The sequence below is a fragment of the Enterococcus innesii genome (genome assembly GCF_022846515.1).
Taxonomy (GTDB): Bacteria; Bacillota; Bacilli; order Lactobacillales; family Enterococcaceae; genus Enterococcus_D; species Enterococcus_D innesii.
Window position 1 is genome coordinate 725,896 of the sequence record NZ_AP025635.1, and the last position, 16,454, is coordinate 742,349.

The 16,454-nt window shown below is 43.7% G+C and carries 13 protein-coding genes; 2 read left to right on the forward strand and 11 right to left on the reverse strand.

The features are described from left to right. Positions 1-24 precede the first annotated feature (24 nt). Both ENLAB_RS16865 and ENLAB_RS03390 read right to left on the reverse strand, forming a co-directional pair. Entirely contained in the window at positions 25-1,782 is a 1,758-nt protein-coding gene (locus tag ENLAB_RS16865) for a metal ABC transporter permease subunit (RefSeq protein WP_081118193.1), read from the reverse strand. Between the two features lies 1 nt (position 1,783). After that, complete coding sequence (locus tag ENLAB_RS03390; RefSeq protein WP_086292042.1) at positions 1,784-2,506, reverse strand: metal ABC transporter ATP-binding protein; 723 nt, start codon at positions 2,504-2,506, stop codon at positions 1,784-1,786. A gap of 573 nt (positions 2,507-3,079) precedes the next feature. Here ENLAB_RS03390 and ENLAB_RS03395 point away from each other — a divergent pair. Beyond that, the gene (locus ENLAB_RS03395; RefSeq protein WP_010747793.1) at positions 3,080-4,594 is read left to right on the forward strand and encodes a flavocytochrome c; all 1,515 of its coding nucleotides are present in this window, start codon (positions 3,080-3,082) and stop codon (positions 4,592-4,594) included. Positions 4,595-4,676: 82 nt separating this feature from the next. Here the strand turns inward: ENLAB_RS03395 and ENLAB_RS03400 are convergent, their stop codons facing one another. The 4 genes from ENLAB_RS03400 to ganS all read right to left on the reverse strand — a co-directional run bounded on the left by ENLAB_RS03400 (position 4,677) and on the right by ganS (position 10,255). Beyond that, positions 4,677-6,743: a beta-galactosidase gene (locus ENLAB_RS03400; protein ID WP_244352627.1), complete on the reverse strand. Its 2,067-nt coding sequence runs from the start codon at positions 6,741-6,743 to the stop codon at positions 4,677-4,679. 9 nt (positions 6,744-6,752) lie between these two features. Continuing rightward, positions 6,753-7,607: a galactooligosaccharide ABC transporter permease GanQ gene (gene ganQ, locus ENLAB_RS03405; protein ID WP_081118196.1), complete on the reverse strand. Its 855-nt coding sequence runs from the start codon at positions 7,605-7,607 to the stop codon at positions 6,753-6,755. Between the two features lies 1 nt (position 7,608). Beyond that, on the reverse strand, positions 7,609-8,844 hold the full coding sequence (locus tag ENLAB_RS03410) for a carbohydrate ABC transporter permease (RefSeq protein ID WP_244353409.1): 1,236 nt from the start codon (positions 8,842-8,844) through the stop codon (positions 7,609-7,611). A gap of 139 nt (positions 8,845-8,983) precedes the next feature. Then, positions 8,984-10,255 (reverse strand): galactooligosaccharide ABC transporter substrate-binding protein GanS, encoded by a 1,272-nt coding sequence (gene ganS / locus ENLAB_RS03415; protein WP_244352629.1) that lies wholly within the window; start codon positions 10,253-10,255, stop codon positions 8,984-8,986. Positions 10,256-10,509: 254 nt separating this feature from the next. Here ganS and ENLAB_RS03420 point away from each other — a divergent pair, with 254 nt between their 5' ends. Continuing rightward, positions 10,510-11,508, forward strand: a complete 999-nt coding sequence (locus ENLAB_RS03420) for a LacI family DNA-binding transcriptional regulator (RefSeq protein WP_244352630.1) — start codon at positions 10,510-10,512, stop codon at positions 11,506-11,508. Between the two features lie 82 nt (positions 11,509-11,590). On the opposite strand, the gene ENLAB_RS03425 is transcribed toward ENLAB_RS03420, so the two are convergent. From ENLAB_RS03425 to ENLAB_RS03445, 5 genes are all read right to left on the reverse strand, one after another. After that, a complete protein-coding gene (locus ENLAB_RS03425; RefSeq protein ID WP_244352632.1) occupies positions 11,591-12,112 on the reverse strand; it encodes a GNAT family N-acetyltransferase in 522 nt (173 codons plus the stop codon). Positions 12,113-12,129: 17 nt separating this feature from the next. Beyond that, positions 12,130-12,891 (reverse strand): YibE/F family protein, encoded by a 762-nt coding sequence (locus tag ENLAB_RS03430; protein WP_244352634.1) that lies wholly within the window; start codon positions 12,889-12,891, stop codon positions 12,130-12,132. Then, a complete protein-coding gene (locus ENLAB_RS03435) occupies positions 12,888-13,919 on the reverse strand; it encodes a YibE/F family protein (RefSeq protein ID WP_216681914.1) in 1,032 nt (343 codons plus the stop codon). The genes ENLAB_RS03430 and ENLAB_RS03435 overlap by 4 nt, the downstream gene beginning before the upstream one ends. 165 nt (positions 13,920-14,084) lie before the next feature. Then, positions 14,085-15,044, reverse strand: a complete 960-nt coding sequence (locus ENLAB_RS03440; protein ID WP_216681915.1) for a D-2-hydroxyacid dehydrogenase — start codon at positions 15,042-15,044, stop codon at positions 14,085-14,087. Then, a complete protein-coding gene (locus ENLAB_RS03445; RefSeq protein WP_216681916.1) occupies positions 15,041-16,372 on the reverse strand; it encodes an APC family permease in 1,332 nt (443 codons plus the stop codon). The genes ENLAB_RS03440 and ENLAB_RS03445 overlap by 4 nt, the downstream gene beginning before the upstream one ends. Positions 16,373-16,454: the final 82 nt, after the last annotated feature.

Below are 16,454 nucleotides of genomic sequence, written 5' to 3' on the forward strand. Positions count from 1 at the left end.
AACGAGCTAAGGATGTTTTTTGCATTATTGATTCAAGCCTTGATAAATCGTATCGAGATTCCACTTCATCATGTTATAGTAACTGTCGCCTTCTTCTCCCGGCTCTGCAATCGAATCGGTAAAGACGGTTCCGAAAATCGGGATGCCTGCATCACGAGAAACACTTTGCATTGGACGAGTATTGACGCTGCTTTCGACAAACAAGGAAGCGACGGCTGAGTTTTGCAGCTGATCCACTAAGTTTTTGATTTGCGCAGGGGTACCTTCTTCTTCGGTATTGATTTCCCAAATATAGGCAGACGGTACACCGTAGGCTTTGGAGAAGTATTTGAAGGCTCCCTCACTGGTGACGATCAATTTCTTCTCTTCGGGAATCGATTGGAAGTTTTCCTTCGCTTGCTGATCCAGTTCTTCTAATGAAGCCAAGTAGCGTTCAAGGTTTTCTTCATAGAAAGAGCGATTGTCAGGGTCCTTTTCGCTCAGGCGTTGAGCGATGTTGCGGGCATAGATCATGCCGTTTTCTAGATTCAACCAGGCATGAGGATCGGCTTTGCTGTGGTCTTCGTCATCAGAAAGATAAAGCACATCCACGCCATCACTGACGGCAAAGTAATCTTCATTTTCTACCTTATTGGCATTGTTCATCAATTTGGTAAACCAGCCATTGCCACCGGTTTCTAGATTCAAGCCGTTGTAAAGGATAAGATCAGCATCGGTCGCTTTTCGAACATCTTCCACTAAAGGTTCATACTCATGAGGATCACGCCCCACCGGTACGATACTGTGAAGATCGATTCGATCACCGGCAATATTTTCCGTAATATCAGCAATGATCGAATTGGTCGCTACTACTGAAAGCTTCCCTTCTGTTTGGGCCATCTGTCCGTTTTGCTGTGCCAAAAAGAAGCCGCCGGCTACCGCTGCTGTTGCTAAAACCGCTGTCGCTGACCAGCGCTTAACTGGACTGGTCTTTTGTTTTGGTGAGAACAAAAAACCGATCACGAAAAAGGCTCCTGCGGTCAAAACGATACTTGACCCTGCGGCAATATTAAAGCTGTACCCGATAAACAAGCCGATAAATGAGGCGAAACCACCTAAAATCCCTGCGATGACCATCATATGCTTCAATTGTTTTGTATATAAATAAGCCGTTGCTGCTGGAGTGACTAATAAAGCCACGATCAAGATCGTTCCGACGCTTTGCATCGCTGTCACTGAAACCAAAGTTAACAAGAACATCAATAAGTAGTGATAGGCTTGCACTTTCATCCCAAAAGCCTTTGCCATCATCGGATCAAAAGACGTGATCAACAGTGGACGGAAGAAAAGGATGATCACTGCCAGCACAAGGATAGCGATAGCGATCGTCAGCCATTTGTCGCTATCTTGTACCGCTAGCACATTCCCAAACAAAATGTGAAACAAATCAGTCGAACTGTTTGCTACCCCAATCAAGATAACCCCTAAAGCTAGAAACGAACTAAAGGTGATACCGATCGCCGTATCACTTTTGATCAGGCTGTTATTGGCGATATAGGTAATGATCATGGAAGCCAAGATCCCAAAGAAGATCGCCCCGACAAAAAAATGAACGCCGAAGATATAAGACAAGGCTACCCCTGGTAAGACCGCATGAGAGATTGCATCCCCCATCAAGGACATCCCTCGTAAGATAATAAAACAACCGATCACCCCTGCGACGATTCCGATCGCGACTGCCGTGATCAAAGCATTTTGCAAGAAATGATAGTTACTTAAACTGGTAAAAAAGCTTGTCAACATGTTAAACGCCTCCTTTCACGATGATCGCATCGCCAAATGTTTGCTTCAAATTGCTTTCGGTAAAGACTTCACTGACTGGGCCCGCAGCGATCAGGGTTTGATTGAGCAGAACCAAGTAATCAAAGTATTCGGTGATTTTCCCCAGATCATGGTGAACGATAAAAATCGTCTTGCCAGCATCTCGCAAGTTACGTAACAGCCCGACGATGATCGCTTCACTGGTGGCATCGATCCCTACAAAGGGCTCATCGAGGAAAATATAGTTGGCATCTTGCACCAACGTTCGAGCAATCAGGACCCGTTGAAACTGCCCACCGGACAATTCCCCAATCTGACGTTCCGCAAAGGATTCCATTTCTACCGCTGCCAGAGCGGCTGTCACTTTCTGCCAATCGTTGGCCGACATCCTTTGGAACATGCGCATTTTAGGATACAAGCCTAAAGATACGACTTCTTTGACTGTGATCGGAAACGTGTAATCAACCGCGGTCTTTTGTTCGACATAGGCAATTTCCTTTTGGAAGTCTTTTAACGCTTTTTTGTCGACACTCATGTCCCCGCTGGAAGGGATCAACTTCAACGCCGCTTTGATCAGCGTCGACTTCCCTGCCCCATTTGGACCGATGATCCCTACGATCGCCGGTTTTTCTACTTGAAACGACAAATCCGAGATTACTTGATGATCGCCATCATAAGCTGCGGATATCTTTGAAAAAGTAATCATTATTTTCACTCCATTTCCATAGTTAAGGATAGTTTATTTATTTTTTAGGTAGACCTAACTTATTTTTATTATACAAGAAAGGATTGGTTTTGCAAGACAGTTCTCTTGATTTTTTTAAGAAACACCGCAATTTCTTGGCAATGGTTCTTGAAAACCAAGATTCTATCTCTATTTATTGAATAAAAATTGGTGCCCACAAATACTGAGTCCACTAATTTTTTTCTATCTTTTGATCGCAAAGCGTTTGATTTATTTTCAATAAAAGAGATCGTTCCTCGGCACCTCAGTGACGTACGTTTTTTCAATAACAGAAGAGAGGCTAATCAAAGCCTCTTAGCTTTCTCCCTTCATGATTAATACCAAACAAATCAAAGAATCAATAATTGTTCTTTTTCCATAAATTCACGAATTCACTCTTTTTTATGATGACCAAGAAACCCTTTCACCTCGACTAAAACGCTTTATAAATTAAACTTTTCTAATTATTATGTGATTTTTCGAACAAAACCTAAAAATAACATGACAACTATGTTAGTCTTTGATTTGGAAAAAGTTTTAGGAGGAATAAAAACAATGAAGAAAATTTTCCAAACACTATTAGTCCTAACCTCGTTAGCAACTTTGAGTGCTTGTGGCGCTGATTCACAAACAAGCAGCAGCTCAAGTACTGGTTCATCTGCTAATGAAGAAACAGATGCAACTTCCGCTGCATCTGGTCAAGAATACACAGACCCTAGCGAACTTGCAGACAGCTACGATGTCGTGATCGTCGGTGCGGGTGGCGCTGGAATGGCCGCTGCGATCCAAGCAAAGGAAGCTGGCGCAAACCCAGTTATTTTAGAAAAAATGCCAATTTCTGGTGGGAATACATTGAAATCTTCTGCAGGAATGAACGCTTCAGAAACCAAATTCCAAGAAGCAGAAGGCATCGAGGATTCAAACGATCTATTCTATGAAGAAACATTAGCTGGCGGTCACAACACCAATGATGAAGAATTGTTGCGTTACTTTGTGGATCATTCAGCAGAAGCAATCGATTGGTTAGATTCCATGGGTATCACTTTAGACAACTTAACTACGACTGGCGGGATGAGTGAAAAAAGAACGCACCGTCCATCTGATGGTTCCGCTGTTGGGGAATACTTAGTTGATGGCTTGATGCGCAACATCCATGAATTGGAAATCCCAATTTTTGTAAATGCCGATGTCAAAGAAATCAATGAAGAAGATGGTCAAGTCAACGGGGTAACCGTTGAAGTGGAAGGAACCGAACAAACCATTGATGCCAAAGCAGTTGTCGTTACAACAGGCGGTTTCGGTGCCAATTTCGACATGATCACCGAATACAAACCAGAATTGGCAGACTACGTGACAACGAACCAAGAGGGTTCGACTGGTGATGGAATCAAAATGATCGAAGCATTAGGCGGACAAACGGTTGATTTAGAACAAATTCAAATTCACCCAACAGTTGATCAGTCGAAATCACTGTTGATCACTGAAGCTGTCCGTGGAGAAGGCGCGATCTTGGTCAATCAAGAAGGCGAACGGTTCTTCAATGAAATGGAAACACGAGACAAAGTCTCTGAAGCGATCATTGCCCTGCCTGAAAAATCAGCAACGTTAGTTTTTGATGCAGGTGTCAAAGAACGCGTAACAGCCATTGATTTTTACGAGCAACAAGGATTAGTCAAATCCGCTGACACGATCGAGGAATTGGCAAAAGAATTGGACATGCCAGAAGCAGCGCTTGCTGAAACGATCGCTACCTGGAACAGCAGTGTGGCTGCTGGTGAAGACGAAGCCTTTGGACGCAGCACCGCAATGGACAACGATTTGTCAACAGGACCTTACTACGCCATCGCCATCGCTCCTGGTATCCACCACACGATGGGCGGCGTGAAGATCAACACGAACACAGAAGTGATCGCTACGGATAACGAGATCATTCCAGGTCTCTTTGCAGCCGGTGAAGTAACTGGTGGGTTGCATGGTGAAAACCGAATTGGCGGAAATGCCGTTGCCGATATCATCATCTTCGGACGCCAAGCAGGAACAAAAGCTGCCGAATTTGCGCAAGAAAATTAAAACACTCTCTATAAAAAAGAAGTACTCACGTTTTTCATCAACGTAAGTACTTCTTTTTCTTATATAATTGACACAATAGTTTTTATTGAACTGGTGCTGTCACTTTGATGATCTGCACCTCATAAGGCGCCAACTGAAGCTTTTGGTTTGTCGTTTTTCCAGTAAGCAAATCGATTCCTGAAGTTGCTACCTCTACTTCTTGATTTTCTTCGGAAAAATTCATCACAAAATAATAGGTGGTCGGAGCGAGCTGCTCTTGCTGACTTTCTCTACTTTGGATCGACACGTTCGTTGAACCTTGACGGACCCACTCATTTTGTAAGCGAAGCTGTTGTGTTACTTCTTGATAGAAGTCTTCCAAAAAGGCTTGATCCGTCCGTCCCCCAAGATAGTAGGCACTCCCTTCACCATAATCATTTACGGTCACTGCAGCTTGACCTTGATAAAAATCAGCACCGTAGACCCCTAACGTTTGGGCAGTGTTTGTTTGGACAACACTACAATAATCATGAATTTGGTACTGCTGCTCCTTCATTAAAAGCAGATTTTTTTGTTTCGGATATAACGTATCGATTTCTTTCACAGATACTCCAAACAGTTCTTGTAACTCTTGGGGCCAGCCCCCTAAATAGGTCAAGTCCGTTTCATTCACGATCCCTGTCAAATAAGTGGAAACCAGTGTCCCGCCATTTTTCGTATACTGTTGAAATTTTTTCATAGTTTCTTTTGGTAAGAGGTAAAGCATCGGAGCGATGATCAATTGGTAAGCATCAAAGTCATGGTCTTTCGTGATGACATCAACCGCGATGTCATGATCCCAAAAATAGCGGTAATGTTCTTGCAACGTTTGTGGGTAGCGTTTGCTCTCTAAACCAAAACCTTGCGCATCATTGAGCGCCCAATTGTTATCCCAATCATAGATGATCGCCACTTTGGCTTTTTTGTGCAATCCCTTGATTTCTTTGATTTCTTCTAAGGCTTTCCCCACTTCTGCTACATCTTGAAAAACACGATTTTGTTCGTCGTTGTCATGGTCCACGACGGCCCCATGGAATTTTTCAGACGAGCCTCTTGATTTTCGCCATTGGAAATAAAGATTACTATCTGAACCGTGAGCAATAAATTGCATAGAAGACAACAGATGCATCCCGGGGCGTTTCGTGCGATTGACTGGATGCCAATTCACACCACTAGGGGTTGATTCCATGATCAAAAAGGGTTGCTTTTTCAAGCTACGGTACTGATCATTGATAAACCCAACCTTACTTGCCAAATCAGCGGTCGTTCCCCAATCATTGTGCCAAGCAGGATAACAATCCCAACTAATGACATCTACATGCTGGGCAAATTTTCCATAGTCAAGGCTATAAAAGGGAATCAAATCTCGGGTATCTGCCATGAAATTCGTTGTGATCGGTACATCTGGAGACAAACGACGAATGTCTTTGATCTCATGTTCATAGAAATCAATGGTCTGATCGGTCACAAAACGATGCCAGTCTAGATTTAGTCCATGAACTTGCATTTCGCCGATCGGTGAAGGAGATTCGATTTGCGACCAATCGGTGATCGTATGGCTCCAGAAAGGTCCCCACCAGGCCTCATTCAAGGCTGCTAATGTTTGGTACTTCTGCTTGACCCACTGACGAAAGTTTTCTTGGCAAATGGGACAATGACAATCGCCAGAATACTCATTGGAAATATGCCACATCAATAGTGCTGGGTGATCGTGGTAGCGTTCAGCTAATTTCCGATTGATGATCGCCACTTTCTCACGATAGATCGGTGAAGAAAAGCAGTGATTGTGACGCCCGCCGTGTAACATTTTTTCCCGTTTTTCATTGGTCCGGAGAACTTCAGGGTATGCTTTAGACAACCAGGCAGGACGCGCGCCGCTTGGCGTCGCTAAAATGACGTTGCTGTTTCGTTCGGCGAGCTCATCCATGATTTTGTCTAACCATTCAAATTCAAACACCCCTTCTGCTGGCTCTAAGGCACTCCAAGCAAAAATACCAAGGGAAAATGTATTAGCACGAGCTTTTTCCATTAGTTCAAAATCTTTGGCTAAGATCTCGGGATAATTTAGCCACTGGTCAGGATTATAATCCCCACCATGTAAAAAGCGTTCTTCTAAGTTATATCTTGTCATCTTCTCTTCCTATCCTTTTGTGCCACCAGCGGTCAAACCGGAGACAAAATGTTTTTGTAATGCAATAAAGACGAGCGCGATCGGAATACTGATCAAAATAGCCCCTGCCGCAAAAGTTGTATAGCTGGCTCCCATTTTATCCGTGACTAATTTGTATAACCCGATGGGTAATGTATAGTACTCAGGATTACGTAAAATCACAGAAGACAGGGCAAAGTCTCCAAGTGGTCCAGTAAAGCCATTCATGGCAACGACTGCCAGCATTGGTCGTGATAAAGGAATCAAAATTTGCCAGAATATTCGCGTATTGCTTGCGCCATCTATCTTGGCACTCTCGTCTAAATCTAACGGGATCGAGTCAAAATACCCTTTCAATAAGTACGTGTTCATGGGAATCTGACCCCCAACGTAAATCAAGATCAGCAACCAATGGCTATTGATCAAGCCGAGCATTTGCGCCAATACAAAAATTGCGATCAAGGCAGAGAACTGCGGGATCATTTGTAGGAGTAAGAAAAGCATCAATCCATTTTTACGGCCTGTAAAACGAAACCGCGAAAAGGAATAAGCCGTCATGGAGACAAAGATCAGTGACAGAAACATGGTGCATACACTGATTTTCAATGAATTCAGATACCATTGACTATAATAAAGCGAGTTGTCGCCAGCAAACAATTTCGTGTAGTGACTTAATGTTGGACTCGTCGGAATCAGACTCGTACTTACTAAACTGTTCCCAGGATTAAAACTAGCACCGATCGTCCATAGTAAAGGGTAGACGATCACCACTACCGTAAAAATCAGTACGAGATACGTCAAGGATAGGCGGAAAAATTTTTGTTTTTTCATACTTGCTGCCTTCATTTTATCCAACCTCCTTGAATGAATTTGTTCGGCGGAATTGCCATAAAGCAATCGCGATCACGGCGATCGATAAGAGAATCGTCAATGCTGCTGCTAGTGCATATTGACTATTTTGCATCGTGAGCTTATAGATCCATGAAACCAAAATATCGGTACCACCAGCGGTCGAACCAGGAACTGCCGGTCCACCAGAATTAAACAGATAAATGATATTGAAATTGTTGAAGTTAAACGTATATTGCGTAATCAAAATCGGTGCCATTGCATAAAGCAGTAATGGCAATGTGATTCGTCGGAATTTTTGCATAGCTGAAGCACCATCGATGGTCGCCGCCTCATACAAATCATCCGGAATGGATTGCAGCGTCCCTGTAGTCACGATAAAAATATACGGAAAGCCTAGCCAGCCTTGAATCAGTAGCAAAGCTAAGCGGGTCCAATTCGCACTCGTTAGCCAAGGAATCGGTGAAATCTGGAAGAAATTCAAAATCGTATTATTGATCGCACCAAAGGAATCATTGAACATTCCTGAAAATACCAAGATCGTAACAAATCCTGGAACTGCCCATGGGAGGATCAAAATCGTTCGAAAGAACTTTTTGAATCGTAGTTCTTTTTGATGCACCAGCACCGCTAAAAATATTCCGATAGAAACTTGTAACGTTGAGGCGATCAAGGTCCAGATAACTGTCCAGCCTAGAACATTGAAGAAGGTACTACGCCAAATATCGACAGTAAAAATCTTCTTAAAGGTCGCTAATCCCACCCAATCTGCTAAATTGGCAGGTGCAGAATGATACAGATCATAGTTCGTAAAAGCTAACGCGATACTAAAGAGAATCGGAAAAATAACAGAAAACACGAGTAAGAAAAATGCTGGGCTACTCATTAAATAAGGATAGCCTTCTCTTAATAGTGCCTGGTAGCTTTCACGGATAGAGTTGACTGGTAGCTCATTGTCTCTTAATTCGCCGTTTTTATAGGCATCACGGATGTTTAAATAATAGAACAACAGACCAAAACCAATGACGATCAAGGCAACTAATCCTTCTGCTAATAAAAAGATGGAATTGTCTCTCGGCACTTCCACGCCTAATGTCACGATGCCCCAAAGTCCCATATTAAATAAATCTTTAAAGACGACAAGATACATAGCAAAAAAGAAGAAAAATAAAGCGCCTTTGATTTTTTGCCGATTATAAAATTGACCGAATCCTGGTATTATCGAGAATAGCATTGCTCGTTTTGCATACGACTGCGTGTTTTTCACATTTTCGCCCCCTGTAAGAAAAAGCCGCTGACAAACGTTTCGTTCGGCATTACTTGATTCCTAGTGCTGAATCACCATCCGAAACGTTTGTCCTCGTAACGACTTTTTAGTTTTGAATTGCTGCAATGGCTGATTTGATCTGATCGACTGCTTGTGGTAAAGCTGTTTTCGGTTCAGCCTTTCCAGTAGCAATGGTTTGCAATGCGGCATCCATTGGTTCCCATACTGAATTCATTTCAGTGATCCCAGGCGTTAGTTCTGCGTGTTGGGACTGAGCGGCGATGGCTGCAGCACTTTCACTTTCTTGAACTGCTGGATCATCTGCCAAAGAAGCAACCGCTGGTACTTCCTGTGTTTTTTCATAACGAACTTTTGAGTTTTCTTCATTGCTGATAAATTTGACGAACGCTTCAGCTAATTCAGGGTTTTGGGAATAGCTACTTACGTTGTAGCTTTTGACACCGATAAAGGAGCCCATATGTTCACCATTGCCTAATAATGGCAATTCTTTCACACCATAGTCGATGCCCGCTTCTTTATAAGGAGACAAGTTCCATGGTCCCGAGATGACAGCTGCAGCTTTTCCTTCCGTAAATAAAGAGTCCAACACATTGATTCCTTGTTCACCGACCAATCCCGATGGAAAAACACCGGCATCATAAAATTGTTGGATATAGTCTGCTCCTTCGATCGCGCCTTCATTAGCTAATCCAATATCTTCAGGGTCATAGGATCCATCGGCATTCTCGCCAAAAACATACCCGCCATAACCGCTCAATACACCTTGTGCGTAATAAATTTGATCCCATAATGCCAGTAACCCATAACTGTCAGCACCTAAGACAGACTTGGAATACTCCAGCCACTCATCCGTTGTCTGTGGCAAGTCTTCTTCGGAAATTAGTTCTTTGTTATAATACAAAATTTGTGTTTCAACCGCTTTTGGTAAGCCGTAGACTTTGCCGTCAACGATTTGCGATTGCATTGCTGATTCGGTATACAGATCTTGTAGCGTTTGATCGACTGTTAATTCTTTCAACAAACCTTCGGTAACGGCTGTACCGATTTGATCGCCAGGAATCGTGATGACATCCGCACCTGTACCAGCGGGGCCATCCAATCGTAAATCTTCGATCTGTCCACCATAGGCTTTTTCGACCACTTTGATCGTCACATCGTGTTCTTCTTCAAATTGTTTGACTGCCTCTTCAATCCCAGCTGATTTTGCTTGGTCTTCCCAGACCAATAGATCATAGTCCTTACCGCTGCCACTATTTGCTGCAGTGCTATCTGTCCCTTCACTTTGTGGACCGCAAGCACCTAATCCTAAAGCTGCTACACTTAAAAAAAGAACTCGAGACATTTTTTTCATCATCATTTCTCCACCTTTTCATTATTTTGCAAACGCTATCTTCTCGTTTATAATAAATTATTTTACTTAATATGTAAATAGTTTTACTAAATTAATTTCTTCAATGGAGTAAATAAACGGATAAAATCAAGGTTTATCCCACGAATATTTTTTTGAAGTACCTCTATGTTATTAACTTTCACTATTCAGTAAATATATTTAGTAAATTTATTTACTTGGTAAAGTTGTTAGCGTATACTATAAGAAAGAGGTGAAGAAGATTGGTTACAATAAAAAAAATTGCCGAGCAATCAGGCTTTTCACAAGCGACTGTGTCCCGATTATTGAAAGGCGACGAATCGTTGTCGATCGCAGCCGATACGCGTCAAAAAATTATTCATACCGCTTTATCACTAGGTTATGATCGCTCAAAAATAAAAACAACACTAGAAAAAATCGCCGTCCTTTTCTGGCTGACAGAACAAGAAGAGCTGCAAGATGTCTATTTTCGACAATTGCGAATCTCTTTAGAAAAATATGCGAAAATCAACAATTTGGAAATTAAACTGATCACCCATGAAGATGATGTTTTAGAAACACTGCAAGAAGTCGCCGGGTTTATTGGGATTGGCTCTTTCACTGAGAAAGAAACGCAGCAGTTCAAATCCATTTGTCCCTATGGCGTCCTTTTGGAAATCAACCCCTGTCCAGAGCTGTTCGATACGGTCAAACCCGATACTGATCGAATGACGCAACTGGCGATCGATCTATTTTTAACAAAAGGATACCGAAAAATCGGCTTTATTGGTGGTGCTTATCTAAATCCTGATACCCAACGTGCAGAAATGGATAGTCGCGAGGTCATCTTCCGTCAAACGCTGGCTCAGCGAGACGCCCTCGATGAGGCATTCTTGTTTACTGGTGGCAACTTTTCCGTTGAAACCGGCTATCGTTTGGCGAAAAAAATGGTGGAATCCCTTGGTGACGATTTGCCAGAGGCGCTCTTTGTGGCTTCTGACACCATCGCAGTTGGTGTGCTCCAAGCGTTAAATGAACGATCCATCATCATTCCTGATCGCTTGGAATTAATCAGTATCAACGACAATGAGATCGCAAAATTTGTGGCTCCCCCACTAACAACGTTTAACATCGATGTGGAGGAAATCGCCAAAACCGCGATCGATTTGTTGGTGGATCAGATCGTTCATCCTCGAGCGATCACCAAAACAGTCCTTTTAGGGGCTGAACTCATCGAGCGAAAAAGCTTTACGCAAGCATAAAAAACGCCCCAAGAAAGTTAGTAAAAGCTAACTTTCTTGGGGCGTTTCATTGTCTACATCGAAAAAAGCATTCTTTCGTTTTTCACCTCTCTTTCGCCACAGCATACACAAGATGCGGCATGTCCACTTGCCGATAGTGTTTAACAAAGCGATCCACCAGCTTCATTCCATTGCGCAATGCCACATTTACAGAGGCTTGATTGGTCTCACGAATGATCGAATAAACAATGGCGGCATTTAGCGTTTCAAACGCATAGTCTTTACAAGCCTGGGCGGCTTCTGTGGCAAACCCATGATGCCAGAAGTTCTTTTGAAACAAGTACCCAATTTCTAAAACGGCTTCTCCCTTGACGTCTTGCCACGTCAAACCGCATTGACCGATCGCTTGCCCGGATGCTTTCTCAATCACTAGCCACAAGCCAATGTGATCGTTTTGATAGCGTTGCAGCTGTTTGTCGATCCAACCAGTGACTTCCTGCTCACTGAAGGGTCCTTCATAAGCAATCATGACTTCTGGATCTTGCAAAATCTTTTCAATCGCTGGACGATCGTCATGACTCATTTCTCGCAGCAATAATCGCTTGGTTTCAATTAGTGGTTCCATGGTGGTTTAGCTCCCTTCTACTCCATTCGGTTTCTTTTCAAAAAATACCAACTGGCTGCCCATGCGGTGATGGGTAAAATAATCACCGCTGCCAGACCCGTGATCAAACAAACGATCAATTCTGAGACGAACGCCTTCGAATTGATCATTTCACCAAAGGAGATCGACAAATCTTGAAACCACGCAATCAACGCTAGATTACTTCCCATAAAGGCAAACAATAAGGTATTGATCGTCGAAGACAATACGTCTGATACCACAGTCATACTACTTTTACTTAATGCCTTGATTGAGACTTGCGGGTTTGCTTGAAAAAGTTCATAGGTCGCAGTGCTGATCGCCATACTCCCATCTGTCACCGCCCCCGAAAAACTCATCAAAATGATCGCAGTCATCAATGTCTTAAAATCGATGGCTACATCAAAGGAATACATCGCCAACTCATCCAGTTCCTCTGCCGAAAACCCATGCAGATTCATTGCAGCGAGCACAAGCGGAAATAGTAGTAGAAAAAGCCCTAGAAAGACCAACACACAGACAAAGGCAATTTTGGTTTTCTGATTGACGCCATTCACGAAAAACAAAGTGATCGCCGCCACGGCTAAAAAGGCAACACAAGCCGCTGGTAAAATCGGTGCCCCTCGGTCAATCAGAACCAGTAGCGCTAGAAAGACGGCCACATTCATAAACAGACCTGTGACTTGAAACAGCCCTTCGATCCGAAAAACAGCGAAAGTCAACAAGAGAAAAAGCAAGATCAACACAAACAAAACAGTCATTTTGCTTTCCTCCTATGCACTTCAAAACAAAGGAGCGTCAACGGTACCGATAAAACCAACGCAAAGCCGCCGCATACTGTACGCACTATTTCTAAAGAAAGATGCATCGGCAATGCTTGCGAAAGCAGCCAGCCATTGGCTAGGTAAAACAATAGCGCTGGCATACTCCCACTTAAATAGGCAAACAACAAGACATTGATCATCGAAGAAGTCGTATCTTGCGCGATGGACCGACCGATCGCTAATCGTTCCTTGCGGCTCGTCTGGGGATTGATGCGTTGGATCTCATCTAAACTGGCAATCAGCATGACGATATTGTCCATGCTGGCACCAATCGCGCCAATCAGCAGACTCCCTAGATAGACACTGCGATACGGACGGGTCAGAAACGACATTTCCTCATAGCGCAACCCATGATCTTGCAAAAGATCCATGGCGAACCGACAGAGAAAAAACGCCAAGAGAACGCTGGCTAAGGAGGCAATGATTTTGCGACTGTCGATCGTGCGAAAGCCATAGGAAATCCCCATCGTCAAAACCAACGAGACGATCGTAAAAACGATCATCAAAAAGACCAATGAAAAGGAGCTGTTGCCTTTGTGAAACCAAAGAAAAAGGAGCAGCAAGCCAGTATTCACAAAGATACTAAGCAAAGCCCGTAAGCCCTTTTTGCCACCAATTGCGACTACTGCCATCAGGAATAAGGCAAGGAAGAAAAAGAGATACCCATCCCGTTTTTGTGCTTGTACCTGCCAGCCATCCCCTTCTTTTTGCAAAAGCAGCTGTTGTCCGGTCTGATACAACGGATGAATCGCACCGTTGGGCGTGTATTCTGTAATGACTGTCCGCAATACCCCAGCTTCTTCTCCGTTACGAAGGATCCCTTGAATCTGCTGCTGGTCGGCGGTGACTTGAACCGTTTGTACTTCTATGATCGGCTGTACATAAAAGCGGCTGCTTTGGGTTTGGATCAGCCAGCTCAAGACAACCAAGCTAACAAAGGCCGCTAGATAATAATACTTTTTCAAGACCGTCTCCTTTCTTTTTCAGCAAAAAAAGAACTTAGACAAACCACCAGTCCTACGACCAATCACCTTGTGAAGCTGGCTGACTGGTCGAAATGGTTACTGTGTTGGCGAGTCTAACTGCTTTGCTAGTCGCCTGCTTTGTCAAAGTCCTTTTGCTCGTTTTGCTTACACGACATTTTGCGGTGTACCTGCATTAAAACCGCTTAAGTTCGCCACAGCGATCCCCATCAAACGACGCCGCGTTTCGACGGGTGCCCAAGCGATATGCGGTGTCAAATAGCAATTTGGCGCCTGTAATAAGGGATTGTCCGCTGCAATCGGTTCTTTTGAAACGACATCTGCCGCCAAGGCTGCGATCTGCCCAGTGTGCAGCGCTTCAGCAACTGCCCCTTCATCGATCAAGCCGCCACGGGCGGTATTGATCAGAATCGCAGAAGATTTCATTTGTGCCAATGCTGTGCGATCGATCATTTTTTCTGTCTCAGGAAACTGCGGAACATGAAGGCTGATGATATCTGCTTCTTGATACAATTCCGCCAGCGAAACTTGTTTTGCCCAATCCGCTTGTGCTGGTTTTGGTCGATGATTAAAGTAGATCACCTTCAGCTGAAACGCATGAGCGATCGTGGCAACTGCTTGAGCAATCGCACCATATCCAATCAGCCCAATCGTTTTGCCTGCCAATTCCATCAATGGTGTCTGCCAATAAGAAAAATCTTTGCTGGTTTGCCAGTCGCCCTGATGCACGGAACGATTATGGTGTCCCACTTGATTCGTCACTTCCAGCAGCAAAGCAAAGGTCGCTTGTGCCACTGCATTGGTACTGTAGCTAGGAATATTGGTCACGGTGATTCCCTGTTCCTTCGCTGCTGCCAAATCAACGACATTGTATCCAGTTGCCAAGACCCCAATGTAGGTCAATTGCGGACATGCTTTGAGCACATCTGCGGTGATCGGCGTTTTATTTGTCAAAATTGCTTCGGCATCGCCGATTCGCTCAATAATTTCTTGTTTATCTGTATACGAGGTACGATCATACACCGTCACCTCTCCTAATTCTTCAAACCCTTGCCAAGACAAATCTCCTGGATTCAACGCATAACCATCAAGTACAACGATCTTCATTCTTTCGCTCCTCTCGCTTTTCCTTTTGCTTTTCCATAAAAAACGGGAATTCCTAGTAACGTCACGCCAATTCCCACGACTGCTAACCACGTGTCAGTGATTAAGGTCATAATCAAGATAAAACAGCCGCCTAAGATCGCAATCAAGGGAATGATTGGATAGCAGGGAACCTTATACGGACGCTTCATCTGCGGTTCTGTTTTTCGCAAACGAAAAACCCCTACAAACAATAATACACTAAAGAACCACATAACAAAAACCAGCATATCGGTCAAAAGATCAAAGGTGCCTAAAAGCATCATGATACACGCGATGCCTAATTGTAAAAAGGCCGCCGCATAAGGTGCATTGGTGGTTTTACTTAAGGTCGCAAAGGTCTTGCTGAAAGGAATCTCATCTTCTAACGCCATGGCATATGGGACCCGCAAGCCAGTCATTGTATAGCCGTTCAATGCGCCATAAACAGAGATCAAGATACCGATCGTGACCAGTTTTCCGCCAAAGCTGCCGAACAAGGCCATCGCAGTTTCTGAGGCACTGTTCAAATTACCAGCGATTTGATCGATCGGCAATGTTTTTAAAAAGGCAACATTGATCAACACGTACACCAAGGTGACAAAACTCAATCCAAAGATGATGGCTTTAGGTAGATCTTTTTCCGGTCGCTTCATTTCTCCAGCGACATTGCCGACGCCCATCCAACCATCATAAGCAAAAAGGGTTGCTAAGAGAGCACTACTGATACCAGCCGCAAGCGAACCTTGAGTATTGGAAGAAAAATCCACCAATGAGACCGAGACTTGCCCGGGTGTCAATAGGCCAGCCACGATGATCACCGCAATCGGGATCAGCTTGACTGCTAATGTGACCGACTGGACTTGAGCAGCGGCTTTTGTTCCCAAAAGATTGATCAAAGTCACACTCGTTCCGGTCAAAATCGACAGAGGAATCAAATAATTGCTAGGTAGATGAAATAAGTTCAAGCACTGGGTCGCAAAAATAATACTTAGAGCCGCAACATTCGCTGGAAAGTAAATGATACTTTGTGCCCAGCCTAATAAAAAGGAGGGTAATTTCCCATAAATTCTTTCAATATATCGAATGGGTCCGCCGGTTTCAGGAATCGCCGTCGCTAATTCTGCCACGGTCAAACCGCCGCAAATCGTTAGAAAGCCGGCAAGCAGCCAGACCAACAAGGTCAATCCAGTCGATTGCGTCTGCTGAACCACAGCCGCTGCTTTGAAAAACACGCCTGCGCCGATCACCGTTCCCATTACTGTCGATAATGCCCCAAAAAAACTGATTTCTTTTTTCAATTGACTTTTCACAACATCACTTCCTTTTAAATGAATAAGTCAAAGTATAGCGGATTGAAACTGTCTTGACTAGGGGAATTTCAGAAAACAAAAA

Bases quoted from the DNA above. Each gene is read 5' to 3' on its own strand.
- ENLAB_RS16865 (WP_081118193.1), bottom strand. From the start codon at position 1,782: ATGTTGACAAGCTTTTTTACCAGTTTAAGTAACTATCATTTCTTGCAA.
- ENLAB_RS03390 (WP_086292042.1), bottom strand. From the start codon at position 2,506: ATGATTACTTTTTCAAAGATATCCGCAGCTTATGATGGCGATCATCAA.
- ENLAB_RS03395 (WP_010747793.1), top strand. From the start codon at position 3,080: ATGAAGAAAATTTTCCAAACACTATTAGTCCTAACCTCGTTAGCAACT.
- ENLAB_RS03400 (WP_244352627.1), bottom strand. From the start codon at position 6,743: ATGACAAGATATAACTTAGAAGAACGCTTTTTACATGGTGGGGATTAT.
- ganQ (WP_081118196.1), bottom strand. From the start codon at position 7,607: ATGAAGGCAGCAAGTATGAAAAAACAAAAATTTTTCCGCCTATCCTTG.
- ENLAB_RS03410 (WP_244353409.1), bottom strand. From the start codon at position 8,844: ATGCTATTCTCGATAATACCAGGATTCGGTCAATTTTATAATCGGCAA.
- ganS (WP_244352629.1), bottom strand. From the start codon at position 10,255: ATGATGATGAAAAAAATGTCTCGAGTTCTTTTTTTAAGTGTAGCAGCT.
- ENLAB_RS03425 (WP_244352632.1), bottom strand. From the start codon at position 12,112: ATGGAACCACTAATTGAAACCAAGCGATTATTGCTGCGAGAAATGAGT.
- ENLAB_RS03430 (WP_244352634.1), bottom strand. From the start codon at position 12,891: ATGACTGTTTTGTTTGTGTTGATCTTGCTTTTTCTCTTGTTGACTTTC.
- ENLAB_RS03440 (WP_216681915.1), bottom strand. From the start codon at position 15,044: ATGAAGATCGTTGTACTTGATGGTTATGCGTTGAATCCAGGAGATTTG.